At 38.8% G+C, this 15,160-nt stretch carries 16 protein-coding genes, 4 tRNA genes and 1 pseudogene; 9 read left to right on the top strand and 12 right to left on the bottom strand.

Annotated elements, in window-relative coordinates; translation table 11 throughout:
- From D2C78_04515 to D2C78_04505, 3 genes are read right to left on the bottom strand one after another with little or no spacing between them, the layout of a single operon-like run.
- Nucleotides 1–1,353, bottom strand: a complete 1,353-nt coding sequence (locus D2C78_04515) for an amino acid carrier protein (protein QEF35220.1) — start codon at nt 1,351–1,353, stop codon at nt 1–3.
- A gap of 40 nt (nt 1,354–1,393) precedes the next feature.
- Nucleotides 1,394–2,626, bottom strand: a complete 1,233-nt coding sequence (locus D2C78_04510) for an FAD-binding oxidoreductase (GenBank protein ID QEF35219.1) — start codon at nt 2,624–2,626, stop codon at nt 1,394–1,396.
- Nucleotides 2,627–2,647: 21 nt separating this feature from the next.
- Entirely contained in the window at nt 2,648–3,025 is a 378-nt protein-coding gene (locus D2C78_04505; GenBank protein ID QEF35218.1) for a RidA family protein, read from the bottom strand.
- A 387-nt stretch (nt 3,026–3,412) separates the two neighbouring features.
- On the opposite strand from D2C78_04505, the gene D2C78_04500 reads away from it, so the two are divergent.
- The 7 genes and pseudogenes from D2C78_04500 to D2C78_04470 all read left to right on the top strand — a co-directional run bounded on the left by D2C78_04500 (nt 3,413) and on the right by D2C78_04470 (nt 6,426).
- A tRNA-Gly gene (locus D2C78_04500) sits at nt 3,413–3,487 on the top strand.
- 41 nt (nt 3,488–3,528) lie between these two features.
- Nucleotides 3,529–3,615, top strand: a tRNA-Leu gene (locus tag D2C78_04495).
- 73 nt (nt 3,616–3,688) lie between these two features.
- Nucleotides 3,689–3,763 (top strand) — tRNA-Cys (locus D2C78_04490).
- Nucleotides 3,764–3,810: 47 nt separating this feature from the next.
- Nucleotides 3,811–3,898, top strand: a tRNA-Ser gene (locus D2C78_04485).
- Nucleotides 3,899–4,027: 129 nt separating this feature from the next.
- Nucleotides 4,028–5,518, top strand: coding sequence for a Na+/H+ antiporter NhaC family protein (locus D2C78_04480; GenBank protein ID QEF35217.1), 1,491 nt, complete (start codon nt 4,028–4,030; stop codon nt 5,516–5,518).
- Nucleotides 5,519–5,834: 316 nt separating this feature from the next.
- Complete coding sequence (locus tag D2C78_04475; protein QEF35216.1) at nt 5,835–6,197, top strand: hypothetical protein; 363 nt, start codon at nt 5,835–5,837, stop codon at nt 6,195–6,197.
- A 116-nt stretch (nt 6,198–6,313) separates the two neighbouring features.
- Nucleotides 6,314–6,426: pseudogene (locus D2C78_04470) on the top strand (branched-chain amino acid aminotransferase I).
- Between the two features lie 174 nt (nt 6,427–6,600).
- Here the strand turns inward: D2C78_04470 and D2C78_04465 are convergent.
- Genes D2C78_04465 through accD form a run of 3 tightly spaced genes read right to left on the bottom strand, consistent with a single transcriptional unit; the run spans nt 6,601 to nt 8,959 of the window.
- Entirely contained in the window at nt 6,601–7,614 is a 1,014-nt protein-coding gene (locus D2C78_04465; protein ID QEF35215.1) for a LapA family protein, read from the bottom strand.
- Between the two features lie 9 nt (nt 7,615–7,623).
- The gene (gene rlmH / locus D2C78_04460) at nt 7,624–8,076 is read right to left on the bottom strand and encodes a 23S rRNA (pseudouridine(1915)-N(3))-methyltransferase RlmH (GenBank protein ID QEF35214.1); all 453 of its coding nucleotides are present in this window, start codon (nt 8,074–8,076) and stop codon (nt 7,624–7,626) included.
- A 13-nt stretch (nt 8,077–8,089) separates the two neighbouring features.
- On the bottom strand, nt 8,090–8,959 hold the full coding sequence (accD, locus tag D2C78_04455) for an acetyl-CoA carboxylase, carboxyltransferase subunit beta (GenBank protein QEF35213.1): 870 nt from the start codon (nt 8,957–8,959) through the stop codon (nt 8,090–8,092).
- Nucleotides 8,960–9,039: 80 nt separating this feature from the next.
- Between accD and recO the strand changes: the two genes are divergently transcribed.
- Both recO and D2C78_04445 read left to right on the top strand, forming a co-directional pair.
- Nucleotides 9,040–9,654 carry a recombination protein RecO gene (gene recO / locus D2C78_04450; GenBank protein ID QEF35212.1) on the top strand — a complete coding sequence of 205 codons (615 nt, stop codon included), beginning with the start codon at nt 9,040–9,042 and terminating at the stop codon, nt 9,652–9,654.
- 10 nt (nt 9,655–9,664) lie between these two features.
- Nucleotides 9,665–10,321 carry a nicotinamide-nucleotide amidohydrolase family protein gene (locus D2C78_04445; GenBank protein QEF35211.1) on the top strand — a complete coding sequence of 219 codons (657 nt, stop codon included), beginning with the start codon at nt 9,665–9,667 and terminating at the stop codon, nt 10,319–10,321.
- Between the two features lie 2 nt (nt 10,322–10,323).
- Here the strand turns inward: D2C78_04445 and D2C78_04440 are convergent, their stop codons facing one another.
- Genes D2C78_04440 through D2C78_04415 form a run of 6 tightly spaced genes read right to left on the bottom strand, consistent with a single transcriptional unit; the run spans nt 10,324 to nt 15,155 of the window.
- On the bottom strand, nt 10,324–10,890 hold the full coding sequence (locus D2C78_04440; GenBank protein ID QEF35210.1) for a hypothetical protein: 567 nt from the start codon (nt 10,888–10,890) through the stop codon (nt 10,324–10,326).
- Nucleotides 10,891–10,913: 23 nt separating this feature from the next.
- Nucleotides 10,914–11,588, bottom strand: a complete 675-nt coding sequence (locus D2C78_04435) for an NAD(P)H-dependent oxidoreductase (protein ID QEF35209.1) — start codon at nt 11,586–11,588, stop codon at nt 10,914–10,916.
- Between the two features lie 10 nt (nt 11,589–11,598).
- Nucleotides 11,599–12,438 (bottom strand): prolipoprotein diacylglyceryl transferase, encoded by an 840-nt coding sequence (locus tag D2C78_04430; GenBank protein QEF35208.1) that lies wholly within the window; start codon nt 12,436–12,438, stop codon nt 11,599–11,601.
- A 9-nt stretch (nt 12,439–12,447) separates the two neighbouring features.
- Complete coding sequence (locus D2C78_04425) at nt 12,448–13,176, bottom strand: RluA family pseudouridine synthase (GenBank protein ID QEF35207.1); 729 nt, start codon at nt 13,174–13,176, stop codon at nt 12,448–12,450.
- Between the two features lie 17 nt (nt 13,177–13,193).
- Nucleotides 13,194–14,375, bottom strand: a complete 1,182-nt coding sequence (locus tag D2C78_04420) for a 3-deoxy-D-manno-octulosonic acid transferase (protein QEF35206.1) — start codon at nt 14,373–14,375, stop codon at nt 13,194–13,196.
- Nucleotides 14,376–15,155, bottom strand: coding sequence for a hypothetical protein (locus D2C78_04415; protein QEF35205.1), 780 nt, complete (start codon nt 15,153–15,155; stop codon nt 14,376–14,378).
- Between the last annotated feature and the right edge of the window lie 5 nt (nt 15,156–15,160).

The following is a 15,160-nucleotide window of genomic DNA, read 5'->3' as shown; positions in this document are numbered from 1 at the left end:
TTACTTGTTAGAATGCTTGCTAAAATACCAACGAGTTTCAGAATAAACCACTTTATGCAATAAAATCAAAGCGATCAAATTAGGGATAGCCATAAGCCCGTTAGAAAGATCCGCTAAATTCCACACAAAATCAATTTTGGCCATAGCCCCCACCATCACGCTCGCTAAAAAGATCAAGCGGTAATATTTCACTTTTTTTTCACCAAAGGCGTATTCAGTGCATTTTTCCCCATAATAAGCCCAACCAATGATCGTAGAGTAGGCAAAAAAGATCATGGTCAAAAAAATCACCACCGCCCCTAACGAGCCTAGAAAATACTCCGTGCTTTTTAGAGTGAGCAAATTAGCGCTTAATTTTTCCCCATTAGGGAGCAAGGTGTTGTATTCTGGCGCCATTAAAATCACGCTCGCTGTTGCCGAACACACTATTAAAGTTACAATAAAAGTTTGGAGCATGGACACTAGGGCTTGACGCACCGGGTGGCGTGTTTGAGCACTCGCAGCAATAATGGCTGAGCTCCCTAACCCCGCTTCATTAGAATACAACCCCCTAGCCACGCCCGTTTTTATCATCGTCGCCATTAGCGCACCCGTCGCTCCGCCCACAACGGGTTTAGGGTTAAAGGCTTCTTCAAAAATGAGTTTGATCGCTTGAAGGGCTAAATCAAAATGGCTAACAATAATATAAATAATAGCGATCAAATATAAAAGCACCATCACAGGAGCTAAGTAAGAAGTAAATTTACCAATGGATTTGATCCCCCCTATGACAATGAAAGCGGTTAAAAGAGTGAGCAATAAGCCTGAAACCCAAGTAGGCAAGTTTGCTTGTTCGCTCAAAATGGAAGAAACCGCATTGGATTGCGTCATGTTACCGGTACCAATGCTCGCAATAATCGTAAAAATCGCAAACGCCATGGCGAGTTTGGGCATGTTAAGGCCGTTTTTGATGTAATACATGGGCCCTCCGTTGTATCCAAACACCCCTTTTTCCCTGTATTTCACCGCTAAAATCCCCTCAGAATATTTAGTTGCCATGCCAACAAGCCCGGTAACCCACATCCAAAACACCGCTCCTGGCCCTGCGATGCTGATAGCGGTCGCTACGCCTACGATACTCCCAATGCCTACAGTCGCCCCCAAAGAGAGCATGAGAGCGGAAAATTGCGAAATGTCGCCTTTAGATTGGGACTCTTTGTCAAAAAGGATTTTGATCGCATAAAAGATCTTACTGAATTGCAAACCCTTAAGATAAAAAGTTAAAAACAAACCGGTGCCTACTAATAAAATTTGCATGGGGATCCCCCACACAAAATTGGATAATAAACGCACCACCGAATCAATCGTTTCCATAAAAACTCCTTAACAAACTAGGGTTTAAAAAAGAAATTCCTTAATCCCTAAAAAATGCAGAAAAAAGCATAATATCGGCATTTTTTTCATTCGCTCCGTCTTGGCTTAAATTGGCGATGATTTTACCAATGGCCGGGCCAAAAGTGATGCCAAGCCACCCCAGCCCTGTCGCATGGATTAAGTTTTTATAGCGTTTGTCATAGCCCAAATAAGGAATATCATTAGGGGTTAAGGGCCTGAAACCGCACCACTCTGTGGCGTCTTTCATTTCAAAAGGCTGCGTGAAAGCGGCTAAATTCTTTTTCATGTTAGCGATTTGCTCTTTATCAATGAGAGCGTTGTCGGTGTTTAATTCTAGTTTAGAAGTGACCCTTACAGTGTCTCTTCGTGGGGTCATTGCCATGAAAATATCCGCAAATAAAGAAGAGGTTTTGGGTTTTAATTCTTCAGGCATTTTAAAGGTGATGCTATAGCCTTTAGCCCCCATCATTAAAAAATCGTTCTTGGTTTTTTTAATGAGAGTGGGGTTAGCCCCGGTGGCCAGAATGATTGTTTCTGCTTGGATTTTTTCCTTGTGCGTGATGACGCCATCAATGAGATTATTTTTAAACTCAAAATCGATCACTTCTTCATTATAAAGGAACTCCACGCCAACATTTTGCAAATATTCTTGCAAAGAGTGCATCACTTCGCCCGGATCCACATGCGCGTTTTCGGTTAAAAGCACGCTCCCGCAGATATTGTCATTAACAACGGGCATGTATTCTTTGGTCTCTTTAGCACTAAGGATTTTATAAGCACCGCTGTCATCGCAAGTTTTAATCTTTTTTTCAAAACTTTCTTCTAAAGTGTAGATCATTAAAAGCCCATCTTCTTTATACCAAAAGTCCATGCCGTCTTTTAGCATTTGATGATACATATCAATACTCAGCCACCCGTAGCGTTCAAACAACGCCATGGTGCGGTGCGTGGATTTGGCGTTCGTGCTTTTTACAAATTTTAAAATCCATTGATAAAGCTTTAAATTAAGCCCAAAATGGAATTTTAAAGGGGCTTGGTTTTTGAGCATGAGCTTTAGGGTGTCTAACACCACACCAGGGCATGAGAGTGGGGCTTTTTTAAACGCAGAAATAAGCCCAGCATTCCCAAAAGAAGTGCCGTTTGCACCATCGTTTTTTTCAATCACGCAGACCTTATGCCCTAATTTATGCATGGAATATGCGCAAGAAAGCCCCACAATCCCACCGCCTATGACCACGACTTCTTTTTTCATGCTGATAGTCCCTTTAATAAATTACTTAATGGCTATCGCTTCAATTTCTACTAAAGCGTCTTTAGGCAGTTTAGCCACTTGAAAGGTCGCTCTAGCCGGATAAGGCTCTTTAAAATAACTCCCATAAATTTCATTCACCACCGCAAAATCGTCTAAACTTTTCAATAAAATAGTCGTTTTAACCACGCTATCCATCCCTAACCCTGCTTCTTTTAAAATCGCTTTGATATTTTCCATGGATTGCGTGGTTTGAGAATGAATGTCCGCACCTTTAAATTCGCCGGTAGTTGCATCAATGCCCAATTGCCCAGAGACAAAAACAAGATCGTTAGTAGCGATAGCTTGAGAATAAGGGCCTATCGCTTTTGGGGCTAGCGTTGAATGGATGACTTCTTTCATGATTGAAACTCCTATGATGATGTGTTATGTCAGCTATTATTATGCAATCAAATTAAAAAGAAATAAAAAATGAGCGCAAAACGCCATGAATTTTCATCTTATTATAAGGTATTGTATATTTTTTACCCATATTTAGAAATTCTTAAACGGGTTTTATTTGAATTTTAGGCTTTGTTGTCATCAATTTTAAAAGCTACCACTCGCTTGCAAGCCCTTTTATTATGGCTTATTTTCAAAATGCCTTTGAGCATTTTATAGACACTCATTGCCACTAAAAGAGGGCAAAGCCACAGTCTGTTTTTAAAAGAGAATTGGAAATTTGAACAAAACCTTGACTTTTATTATTGAGTTTAGATACAATAACAATCGTCTTTTTGAATAAAGAGTGCGGGAATAGCTCAGTGGTAGAGCACGACCTTGCCAAGGTCGGGGCCGCGGGTTCGATCCCCGTTTCCCGCTCCATATTTTGATTTAACTTCTAGAGCATGGTTTCTATTTAGTTTGCCCAGGTGGTGGAATTGGTAGACACAAGGGACTTAAAATCCCTCGGTAGCAATACCGTGCCGGTTCAAGTCCGGCTTTGGGCACCATCATTGCAAATTAAACCAAATTAAACATGGTTTGATTTTGTTATCTCAATAGATGTGCTATTGTTAAATTTAAGGCGACATAGCCAAGTGGTAAGGCATGGGTCTGCAAAACCTTGATTCCCCGGTTCGAATCCGGGTGTCGCCTCCATATTGTAGTCATTTAGGGACTTTTGTAAGGGACTTTTATGAAAATAGCGGGAGATGGCTGAGTGGTTGAAAGCGGCGGTCTTGAAAACCGTTGAGGGTCATACCTCCGGGGGTTCGAATCCCTCTCTCCCGGCCACTTGATTAAAATCTTTTAAGCGATTTGTTTTGGCAAATTCATCTCTTCTTTTAATTAATAAAGAATTTTGTGAATATTGATTGTCTCTTTTAATTGAAATTTAAAGATTAGTTTAAAGGATTTTATTCGGTGGGATTGTCAGCATCAAGTCTTATTGTTCCTATTAGCGTTATTTTAATGGTGGTTTTCACTAAAAGAGTCGCGCTCTCGTTGTTTGTGGGCATTTTAGTGAGCGCTGTTTTAATGCATTCGTTACACCTTTCCCAACTCGTAGAATATATTTATCATAAAATCACTTCCGTTTTTTACACTTACGAGCCAGAAAAGGGGCTTCATTTCAATCTTTCCAACCTTTATGTTTTTGGGTTTTTAATCTTTTTAGGCATCTTAAGCCAGGTGATTTTAAAATCCGGTAGCGTGCAGAACTTTGTCAAAAAAGCTAAAAAATACTCTAAAAACGCTAAAACCCCCGAATTTATCGCTTTTTTTTCAGGCATTATTATTTTTGTAGATGATTATTTTAACGCCCTAACCGTGGGGCAAATCTCAAAATCTTTAAACGACGCTCATAACTCCACACGAGAGCGCTTGGCTTATATCATAGATTCCACTTCAGCGCCGGTGTGCTTATTAGTCCCTATTTCTAGCTGGGGGGCGTATATTATGGGGATCATGAATAACGACAGCTCACCCTTATTAAAAGATAGTTTTTTGGTGCTTGTGCAAAGCTTAAGCAGTAATTATTATGCGATTTTTGCGCTCATTGCAGTCTTTCTCACTATTTTATGGCAAATCAACCTCCCTAGCATGAGAAAGTATCAAAACATAGGCGTGAAGGATTTTTATAGCGAACAAGAAGAAAGCTCTTCAAAACTAGCCCCCTTAAGCCTGTTACCCCTTTCCATTTTATTATTGATTGCGTCCATTTCATCATTGATTTTTTATACAGGAGTGATCTTAAAAAACACTGATGCGAGTTTTTCGCTCTTTTATGGGGGGCTGTTTTCGCTCATTATCACCTATCTTTTAGCTTATAAGTTTTTAGAAAAAGGGAGTTTTTTTAAACTCATGTTGGATGGCTTTAAGAGTGTGGGGCCGGCGATATTAGTCTTAACGCTCGCTTGGGCTATTGGGCCTGTGATCAGAGACGACGCTCAAACAGGGCTTTACTTGGCCCACATCAGCAAGGGGTTTTTAAATAGTGGGGGAGGTGCGTATATGCCTTTAATCTTTTTTTTAATCTCTGGGTTTATCGCCTTTTCTACTGGAACAAGCTGGGGAGCGTTTGCAATCATGCTGCCCATTGGAGCGGGCATGGCCAATGAAAGCGATATTATTTTGATTGTTTCAGCAATCCTTTCTGGGGCGGTTTATGGCGATCACACAAGCCCCATTTCTGACACGACTATACTATCAGCTACGGGGGCAGGGTGTTCGGTGCAAAGCCATTTCATCACGCAACTCCCTTATGCGACTATTGCGATGCTTTGTAGTGCGGTGAGTTTGGGGGTGGCAAGTTTTATGCATTCCCACTTACTCGCTCTTTTAATCGGTGTGGCTTTGCTTGTGGGGGTGTTTTATCTTTTAAAAAGGTTGTATGGTGAAAATCTAAAAACTTGAATTGGGCATTGACCTAAAAATTTAAAAATCCCATTTTTTAAAATTAAAATAAGGTTTTAGCGATCCCTATTGGATTAAAAAAGAGTCTTATTTCATTATCAATCAATTAAAAAAAGTTATTCAAAAATAACCACCAATTATAAAAATCTTCACAAACCTCTAAATCGTAACGCTTTTTAAAAAAATACATTTTTTTTAATTTTTTAATCAATCGTTAAGGTGTTTTAAGTTAAATTTCCTTATCTGTTAAACATACGGATAATGTTATATCTTAAGGAAAGAAAATGGGGTTAGGACACTAATAAGTTTAGGGATTTTGTTAAGCGTTTTGAGTGGCGATGATCTGAAGTTGTATTCAAAACCTTCGGTCTATTCGGCTGGAAGTGGGATTATTGGGATTGATATTGACAAACGGACATTTTATAAACGAGCGTTCGCTTTCACGATGAAATCGTTGTTCGGTGAAAACTTGCTTTTATTTGTCAAATTAAAGCATTCTGCGTTGATGAGCAAACACATGAAAGGGCCTTTAGAAAACCGCCATCACCATTCTTTCACTAAAAATTATGAAAAAGCGGTTAATGGTTGTCAAAAGTATTTCCATATCAAATTGCCCGAAGGTGCTCCTAGCAACTTCAAATCAGGTTCATACATGGCCACTATGGTGGTGCGTTTTTAAAGCGTTATTTGGGGTATTCTTTAATACCCTTATCGTCTTTTAAAATATCATCTTTTAAAAGCACAAATTTATTTTTTAGCCCTTTTTTTAAATCTTCTTAAAACTCTTTTGTTGTATTGATTGAGCAAAGTATTTTTAAAAGACGGATAAAATTCATAAAAAATTTAAAAAATAAAAAAGCTCTGTTTTCATCAAATACGGGTTACTAAAACTTTTTATGGCGGGTTAAAGCGTATTTTTGGCTTTAATTGTTTCTTTTAGGGTTAGTTTCATCAAGGTTTAAAGCATTAGCGTCTTTTCTCTTGTCATTTGGCACTAAGAGCGACTCCATTAGCCCATTTCTTGAATTTTTTGCAACCATCTATTTCTATCTGCCCTAAAGCCATGAAACAAAACAAACCCCCTACAAAAACGCTTCCAACTTATAGGCTTTTTTATGCTCTTGTTTCAAATCCATGTAGGCGTTTAAAAGCATGTATTCTTCAAAAGATAAAACCGCTAGATGCTCCTTAGCGAGATCGTTCATTTCTAATTCTAACAACACGAATAAAAAGGCTTTTTGCGCCTTATCGTCTTCTTGGCTTAAAATCTCAAAAAACTGGAACCATTGATCGGGGACAAGAAATTTTTGCGCTTTTTGCGCAAGCTTCAAATAATCGTTCTTGTCATAACCCACCTTTTTGCAAAGCTCTGAAATCTTTAAAGTGTCTGTGTTTAAAGATTTTTCAAAAAAGGCTTTTAAAAAAGACTTCACGCACTCTTTATCCAAGTTCTCTTGCATCGCATTCAAAGCCTTTAAAACCTCTTTTTTGCTGCCTTTTTGGGCGATTTCTATAAAAGCGTAGCGGCGTAATTCCAAGGGGATTTGCGCGTTTGTTAAAACTTCAAAGGCGTTTTTTAAATCGTTATGAATGAAAGCTTTCAAGCGTTTAGAAAAATAAGCATGCTCATAAGCTAACGAATGTTTAGCGTGATCTTTAGGCTCAAGGGTGTTATTTTCTATATTGTGGTAATGTTTAAAAAGGTTATCCACTTTTTCACACCCGCTACTTGGCGTGTTTAAATCAGCTTTTAAATCATAGCGGGCTAAGATCTGGGAGAGGTTTTTAGCGAGATCGCTTTTAAATTTCGTTTTTAAAAAAGTCTTTTGAGTGTCTTGGGATAGGATTTGTTTGAGCAATTTGTCAAAATCCCTTTTTTCGTGGTATAAGCGGATTTTATGGCTGAGATTGTGCTTGAATAAAAAAACCCATGAAAAAAAAGCAAACATGCCTAAAACGCCCATAAGCCATACCGCAATGGGAAGATTAAAGCTGTAGCTCCCTAAATTAAAGGCGTAAGCTTGCGGATCAATACTATAAACAAACACACCAAAACCCACAATAAATAAAAATGTAAAGATAATGTAAAAACGCATGCGCACCTCCTATTTGTGGTATGGATGCTTAAAAATAATGCTCAAAGCCCTATAAATTTGCTCGCACAAGACAATTTTAGCCACTTCATGGCTAAAAGTCATCTCGCTCAAACTCCAAGCTTGACAATCCTTTAAAAACTTTTCTTCAAACCCATACGCTCCAGCGATAAAAAAATTAATATTAAGATGATTTTCTAACATTTTACTAAACGCAAAGCTGTCGCCCCTTTGAGCTTCAGGGTGTAAGGCAATATTTTTTGCCTTAGGGTTTAAATACGGCTCAAAGGCTAGAGAGTAGCTTTTTTGAGCGAGTTCTTTAGAAACTTTTTGAGCGTTGGCGGTATTTTTAGGGAACAAATCCACTAATTCCAACTCGCAATCAAATCGCTTGCATTGCTTTTGATAGCTTTTCACCAAATCTAGGGGCGAACTTTTAGCGATAGAATACACCACGCAACGCATCAATGTTAAAACTTTAAAAAATCTTTGAAGTCTTATGGGTCATCATAGCGATGAGATCGCTCAAAGTCTTCTTCAAATCCTTCCTATGCACAATCATATCAATCAAGCCATGTTCTAATAAAAATTCCGCCGTTTGAAAGCCCTCAGGCAAATCCGCCCCTATGGTTTGTTTAATCACCCTAGGCCCTGCAAAACCTATCATCGCCCCTGGCTCTGCGATAATAAGATCCCCTAAAAAAGCAAAAGACGCACTAACGCCCCCATAAGTGGGATCGCTTAAGAGCGAAATGAAAGGGAGTTTGGCCTCACTCAATCGGTTCAAAGCCGCGCTCGTTTTAGCCATTTGCATGAGCGAATAAGTGGATTCTTGCATCCTAGCCCCCCCACTCGCTGAAACGATCAATAACGCTTCTTTTTTAGCGACCGCACGATTGATCGCTCTTACGATCTTTTCGCCTTCCACAGAGCCTAAACTCCCCCCCATAAAGCTAAAATCAAACACCACGATCTGCAAAGGCATGCGATTAATTTTAGCCTCACCGCTGATCACGGAGCTTGGGCGGTTAGTCCTTTTTTCGTATTTTTTAATGCGTTGCTTATAGCTCTCTTTATCCACGAAATTTAAAGGATCATTAGGCCGTAAGTGCTTGTCAAACTCTTCAAAACTCCCCACATCGCATAAAAATTCAATCCTTTCAGTTGCGTTCATGCGGAAATGGTAATGGCATTTCAAACACACGCTGTATTTACTAAACACTTCTTTATGATACATTAACGCATAACATTTAGGGCATTTCACCCAATGGCTTGGCTGTTCTTCCTTACTTGGTGCTGTCCGCAATTTATTGATCTTAAAATTTTTAAAGAAATCTGCAAATCCCATGTCTTTCCTTAATTTTGCAGTTTTATTAGGATTGTATCCAAGTTTTGCTTATAATAAACCAAATTAGCTTAAGAGTAGCGATGCAAGGGTTTCTTTTACAAACACAAAGCATAAGAGATGAAGATTTGATCGTGCGCGTTTTAACCAAAAACCAACTCAAAACCCTCTATCGTTTCTATGGCAAACGCCATAGCGTGCTGAATGTGGGGCGTAAAATTGATTTTGAAGAAGAAAACGATGATAAATTTTTACCCAAGTTAAGAAATATTTTGCATTTAGGCTATATTTGGGAAAGAGAAATGGAGCGCTTGTTTTTTTGGCAACGCTTTTGCGCCCTCTTGTTTAGGCATTTAGAGGGCGTGCATTCTTTGGATAGCATCTATTTTGACACTTTAGATGATGGGGCTAACAAACTCTCCAAACAGCACCCCTTAAGAGTGATTTTAGAAATGTATGCAACGCTTTTGAATTTTGAAGGGCGCTTGCAAAGTTACAATTCTTGTTTTTTATGCGATGCAAAATTAGAGCGTTCTGTCGCTTTAGCGCAAGGGTTTGTTTTAGCACACCCCTCTTGTTTGAAAGCTAAAAGCTTAGATTTAGAAAAAATCCAAGCTTTTTTTTGCACTCAAAGCACGATTGATTTAGAATTAGAAGAAGTGGAAGAATTATGGCGCACGCTGAATTTAGGGTTTTGAAAGGTTAAAGATGAAATTTAAATTTTTGAATATGGATAATGAGAGCGGTTTTATTTTGATTGAAAAAGAATTGAAACGATTAGACATTCTCGCTCAAGTCAAAGAAGATTGCATTGAATTAAAAGGCAAGAATATCAAACAAGCAAGAATCTATCTTAAAACGCTTTTTAACTCCAATATTGTGGAATTAGACGATCATCAAAAAAGCGCAAACGCTTTAATAGAGCGCTTGAAATCTTTAGATTTAAAAATGGCGGTGGCTGAAAGCTGCTCTGGGGGGTTATTATCGCATGCATTCACTTCCATTAGCGGGGCTTCAGCGGTTTTTATGGGGGGTGTTGTGTGTTATAGTGAAGAGGTTAAGCGCGAATTATTGAAAGTCAATGCCACGACTTTAAAAGTCTTTGGGGTTTATAGCGAAGAATGCGTGAAAGAAATGCTATCAGGCGTGTTTTTCAATTTTAAAGTGGATTTAGCGCTGGCGATCAGTGGGGTGGCTGGCCCTAATGGGGGGAGTAAGGCTAATCCGGTAGGCACGATTTATATTGGTGCGCAAAAGTTAGGATCTCAAGCTTTCATTGATCGTTGTTTTTTTAAAGGGGACAGAGAGAGTATTCAAAATAAAAGCGTAGAGCATGCCCTAAACATGCTCGCTAGAATACTATAAAACTACCTTAATGCACAAACGCTACCGAATTCTTTTTGAGCGACCTTAGCGATGTAAGCGATTTCATTATCGTTAAGGTTTTCAACGCTCGCTTTTAAATACCTTTTGATTTGCTCAATCTGACAACCCACTAGCTTGATTTTCACCACAGCCACCTCCGATTTTAAATTCGTATAGGTGTAGGCTACTTGAATCTTAGTCGCTAGGTAATTATAGATAGCGTAGCTGATATTCGTAGCCGTTTGCTCGGACTCATGGAATTGCTCCATGAAGCGTTTTTTATACTTCAACATGATTTCATGAAAAACCACGATCAAGCTCAATTTAGCGTTTAAGGTCGCTTGCTCAATCCCTAAATATTTATTATTAACAGGGATATACGCCACGCCCATTTCTTCGTAGGGGACTTTAGGGTCTTCAAAAACCCAAGCGGGAGCATCAGACAGTTCTGATTTCATGCCCTTTAAATCAGAGACTAAAATCCCATCATCTCTTAAAAGACTCTTAGTGCTTAATGAAACGCTTGAAAACACCCCTAAAAGAGCGATTAAAACCATTCTTTTAAACAAAATACCACTCCTTAAACTTTAATTTAGGTTTGATTATAGTTAAAAAGTTTTTGATTTTGTTTAATCACAACCAAGTATATTGCATCAACTTTTGATTTTCTTGATTTTTGGCTCGCTTCTGCCACCCTCTTACCCAAAGCGATCAAGCATGCGATTTTAGGCTTATTGATACGCTCTTCTAAAACTTCGCTCACCTTTAAAGGATCAAAGCCTCCAATAATGCAACTATCCAATCCCATTAAGCTCACGCCCATGCAAATCTGCCCCACAGCGATATAGCATTGCTCTAAAATATAGCTTTCTAATCTTTGCATGCTGTGGTTGAATCTCACGCCAAGCATTTGAGTAAAAGAGGGGATCACTCTAGCCTTATAAGACTCCGAGTAAAGGTTTTGCATGTAATGGCCGTGTGGTAACAACTCGCTGGGTCTTAAAGAGCATACCACCATTAACGCTGAAGCGCTTTTAATCATCTCTTCATTAAAATAGCTGTGTGCTGCAATTTGTTTTTTTAAATCCTTATTAGTAACCATCACAAAATGCCATGGCTGCGTGTTGTAAGAGCTTGGCGATAGCCTGGCGATTTCAGCGATTTCTTCTAACTCTGTGCTAGAGAACTCATAATGGCTATCAAACATCTTGCAAGAATGGCGTTCGTTTAATAATTGTCTTCTTTTTTCTTGATCCAAAAATTTCATTGATTTTCCTTTATTTTTTTAGAATTTTTGTAGCATACAATAAAATCCCTAACGAAACAATTACCATAAATAAGCTTAAAATCTGCCCCATGCTCAAATTTAAAAAATAAACCCCCATTTGGCTATCCGGCTCTCTGTAAAATTCCGCAATAAAGCGCATCAAGGAATACCCCAAACCATAAACCACGATGAGCAACCCATGCGTTTTGGTGTGTTTTTTAGCCCACATCACCATTAAAAACACGATAACCCCCTCTAAAAACGCTTCAATCAATTGGCTGGGATAACGCAACTCGTTATCCACCATAATGCCTATGATTTGCCCTAAATGACTGTCTTTAGGGACAACCCTCCCCACAAGCTCCTGATTTAAAAAATTCCCAATCCTCCCAAAAACATACCCTAAAGGCAGGCTGATCGCAATCAAATCCAAATAAATCAAAAGCTTTTTCAAATCCTTACGGCTATAAAGATACGAAGCGATCAAAAACCCTACTAGCCCCCCATGATAGCTCATCCCACGAATGCCTACAAAATTCCCATGGCTATCAAAGGGGTTAAAGATTTGCCAAAAATGCGTCAAATAATAGCCAGAATTAGGCTCATAAATAAGAATGTATCCTATCCTTGCCCCTAGCACAATGCCAAGCTCCGCCCATAGAAAATAACTCTCAAATTCCTTCCTTTCAATGGGGAATCGTTTGGGGTCTTTTTGAATCATTCTTAACGCCATGTAAAATGCGATAACAATCGCACACGCATACGCCAAACCATACCAATGCACTTCAATACCGCCAAGACTAAAAGCGATAGGGTTAAATTGATCATAAATCGTATTCCAAGCGTTCATAATCAATCCTTAAATTTCAAATTCTTTAGGGGGGATCGCTTCAAATTCATACCCTAGTAGCACGATTTTATGCGCATGGAGCATCAAGCGTTTGGCTGAACCTGGCTCATTATTATAAAGCGTATCGCCTATAATGGGGTGGTTGATATGCTTTAAATGGACTCTGATTTGGTGGGTTCTTCCGGTTTTGATCCCCACTTTTAAAAGGGTTTTTTTGTTGATGATTCTTAAGGGCGTGATGATTGTAACCGCTTCTTGCCCTTTTTTAGAGATTTTACTGAAAGCTTTAGTGGTTTTAATGGTAAGAATGGGGGCGTTGATTTCTCGCTCTTCTTCTACAATCCCTTGAACGAGAGCTAAATACTCCTTTTTAACCGCCCTATTTTTAAAAGCCTTTTTAGCTTTTAAGTGGAATTCTGAATTTTCTTTCACCAATAAAATCACCCCGCTTGTTTCTTTATCCAAGCGGTGCAACAAAACCCAACCTTTGAAAAAAGAGATTAAATCATAGCTCTCTATAAAGGGGGGTTTAAAAAGGGCTAGAATGTTTTCATCTTCAAAAATCACGCCGGGTTTTTCAACCTTTTGGACGCTAAAAAGCGTGTTTTGGGGTAATTCCTTTCTGGCGATGCTCAATTTCTTCCCCCCTATACTCACTAACCCCAAATCAATCAAAGCTTTAGCTTTTTTATGCGAAACGTTTTCTTGAACACTCAATATTTTATAAGCTTTTTCCATGTTTATCCTTTGTCCTTTTAATGTTTGATGAAAGCGAGTAATTCGTTTAGATCATGCCCGTTTTCTAAAAAACGCGCCACGCCTAAATTTTTGTAATCTAAAAGAGCGCCTAACAGATCCTCTTTTGGAACGATTTTATAAGGCTTGACTAACTCAAACAACGCTACTTGGTTGAAAAGATGCTCCCCTGTGATTAGGCGCGTATTAAAAAACGCCGGCTCTAAAGGGTTATGCCCCCCCATTTTGACAAACGAACCCCCTAAAATGACAATATCAGCGATCGCATAGAAGTTATTCAATTCCCCCAAGCTATCCACTAACAAAATATCGCATTCCACAAAACCCTTTGAAGAAAAACACTCCCAACTAAAAGGCGTCGTTTTTAAAATATCTTGCAACAAATTTTGCACGCTTTTAAAACGCTCGGGGTGGCGCGGCACGATAAAGAGCCTTGCGTTTTTATGCGTCTTTTTGAACTCCAAAAACGCTTTTAACCCTAATTCCTCCTCGCCCTCATGCGTGCTGGCTAAAACAATGTTTAAAGCGCTTGGGTTTTTAGGGTAAAACGAAGTGATCACAGGCTTTGAAAAACGCTTGATATTCAAAAAATCCACCACTTTTTTAGCCCCTAGATTCAACAAGCGCTTTTGATCCTCCTTGCTTTGCGCTAAAATCAAATCAATGCGTTTGAATAAAAGTGCATAAAAGAAAGAAAAACGCTGGTACTTGGGGTAAGAGCGGACGCTGATGCGAGCGTTAATGAGCATGGTTTTTGCCCCTAATTTTTGAGCCGTATCAAACACATTAAACCACAATTCCGCTTCTGTAACCACCAAAGTTTTCAAGCGTTTTAAGTTTTTTTCCCATGCGAATAATAAAGTTTCAAAAGGCAGGTAACGCACTTCTATATGTTGAGAATGCTGATAAGTTTGAGCGGCTAATTCAAAGCCGGTATTAGTGGTAACGCTAATTAAAATCGGCTCTTTTAAAGCCTGAATGATTGGCTCTAAGGATTTGACCTCCCCATAAGAGCATGCATGGAACCAAAAAATCGGCTCGCTTTTTAAAAGATTGTCTTTGAGAAAAAAACGAGCCTTTAAAGAATGGCGGTATTTTTCCTTAAAGCTCCAAAAAAAGATGAAAGGTGCACAAAAAAGATGCCCCAAAGTTAACAATAAAAGGTAGAAAAACTTAAACAATCAAACGGATTCTTGGCTTTCTTTTTGGCTTTCTTTTGGTTGACTTTCTTTTGGAGGTTGAGCGTTACTTTCATACGCGCTCTCAGCGTATAAAATACGCCCGCAATACGGGCAAGTGATCATGTCCCCACTCGTTAGCACTTCGGTATAAATCTTATCGTTCAATCTAATAAAGCAACCCCCACAAGCCTGTTTTTTGATCGTTACAATGCTCGTGTTTTTCGCCCATCTTCTAATCCTTTCATAAAAGCTATAGATTTTAGGCTCGGTTTTTTCCACGAGTTCTTCTTTCTTTTTGAAGATGATTTGTTGGGTTTCTTTGATGTTTTTGACTTCGTTTTCCACTAAATTTTCCAATTCTAGCGCTAATTTTTCAAGCTCTAGCATTTCTTTTTTCAAATCCTCTTGTTTTTCGCTTTTGCGCTTGATTTCATTTTGCAGGTTTTCAATTTCTCTGTTGGCTTGGTTGGATCGCTCTTTAGCAATATATTCTTCAATGTTTAAAGAGCGCAATTCCCTTTCGGATTTGATCTCGCTCATTTTCTTTTGAATGCTAGCGATTTTAGCGTTCGTGTCTTGTAGGGTTTGCTCGTTTTTAGAAACCTGTAATTTTAGGGCTAATTTTTCTTCTTCCAAATTCAAAATCGCTTTATTTTTAGCTTCTTTATCATTCAAGGCCTTATCCAAGTCTTTTCGTTTTTCTCTGATCAACGGCTCTAAGGAGTCAATTTCTTTATCCAAATGCGAAATTTCAATCAATTGTTTGAGGTGGGTGTTCATCGCTT

The organism is Helicobacter pylori (assembly GCA_008032935.1).
Lineage (GTDB): Bacteria > Campylobacterota > Campylobacteria > Campylobacterales > Helicobacteraceae > Helicobacter > Helicobacter pylori_CX.
This window is presented reverse-complemented; position numbering and strand designations above follow the sequence as displayed.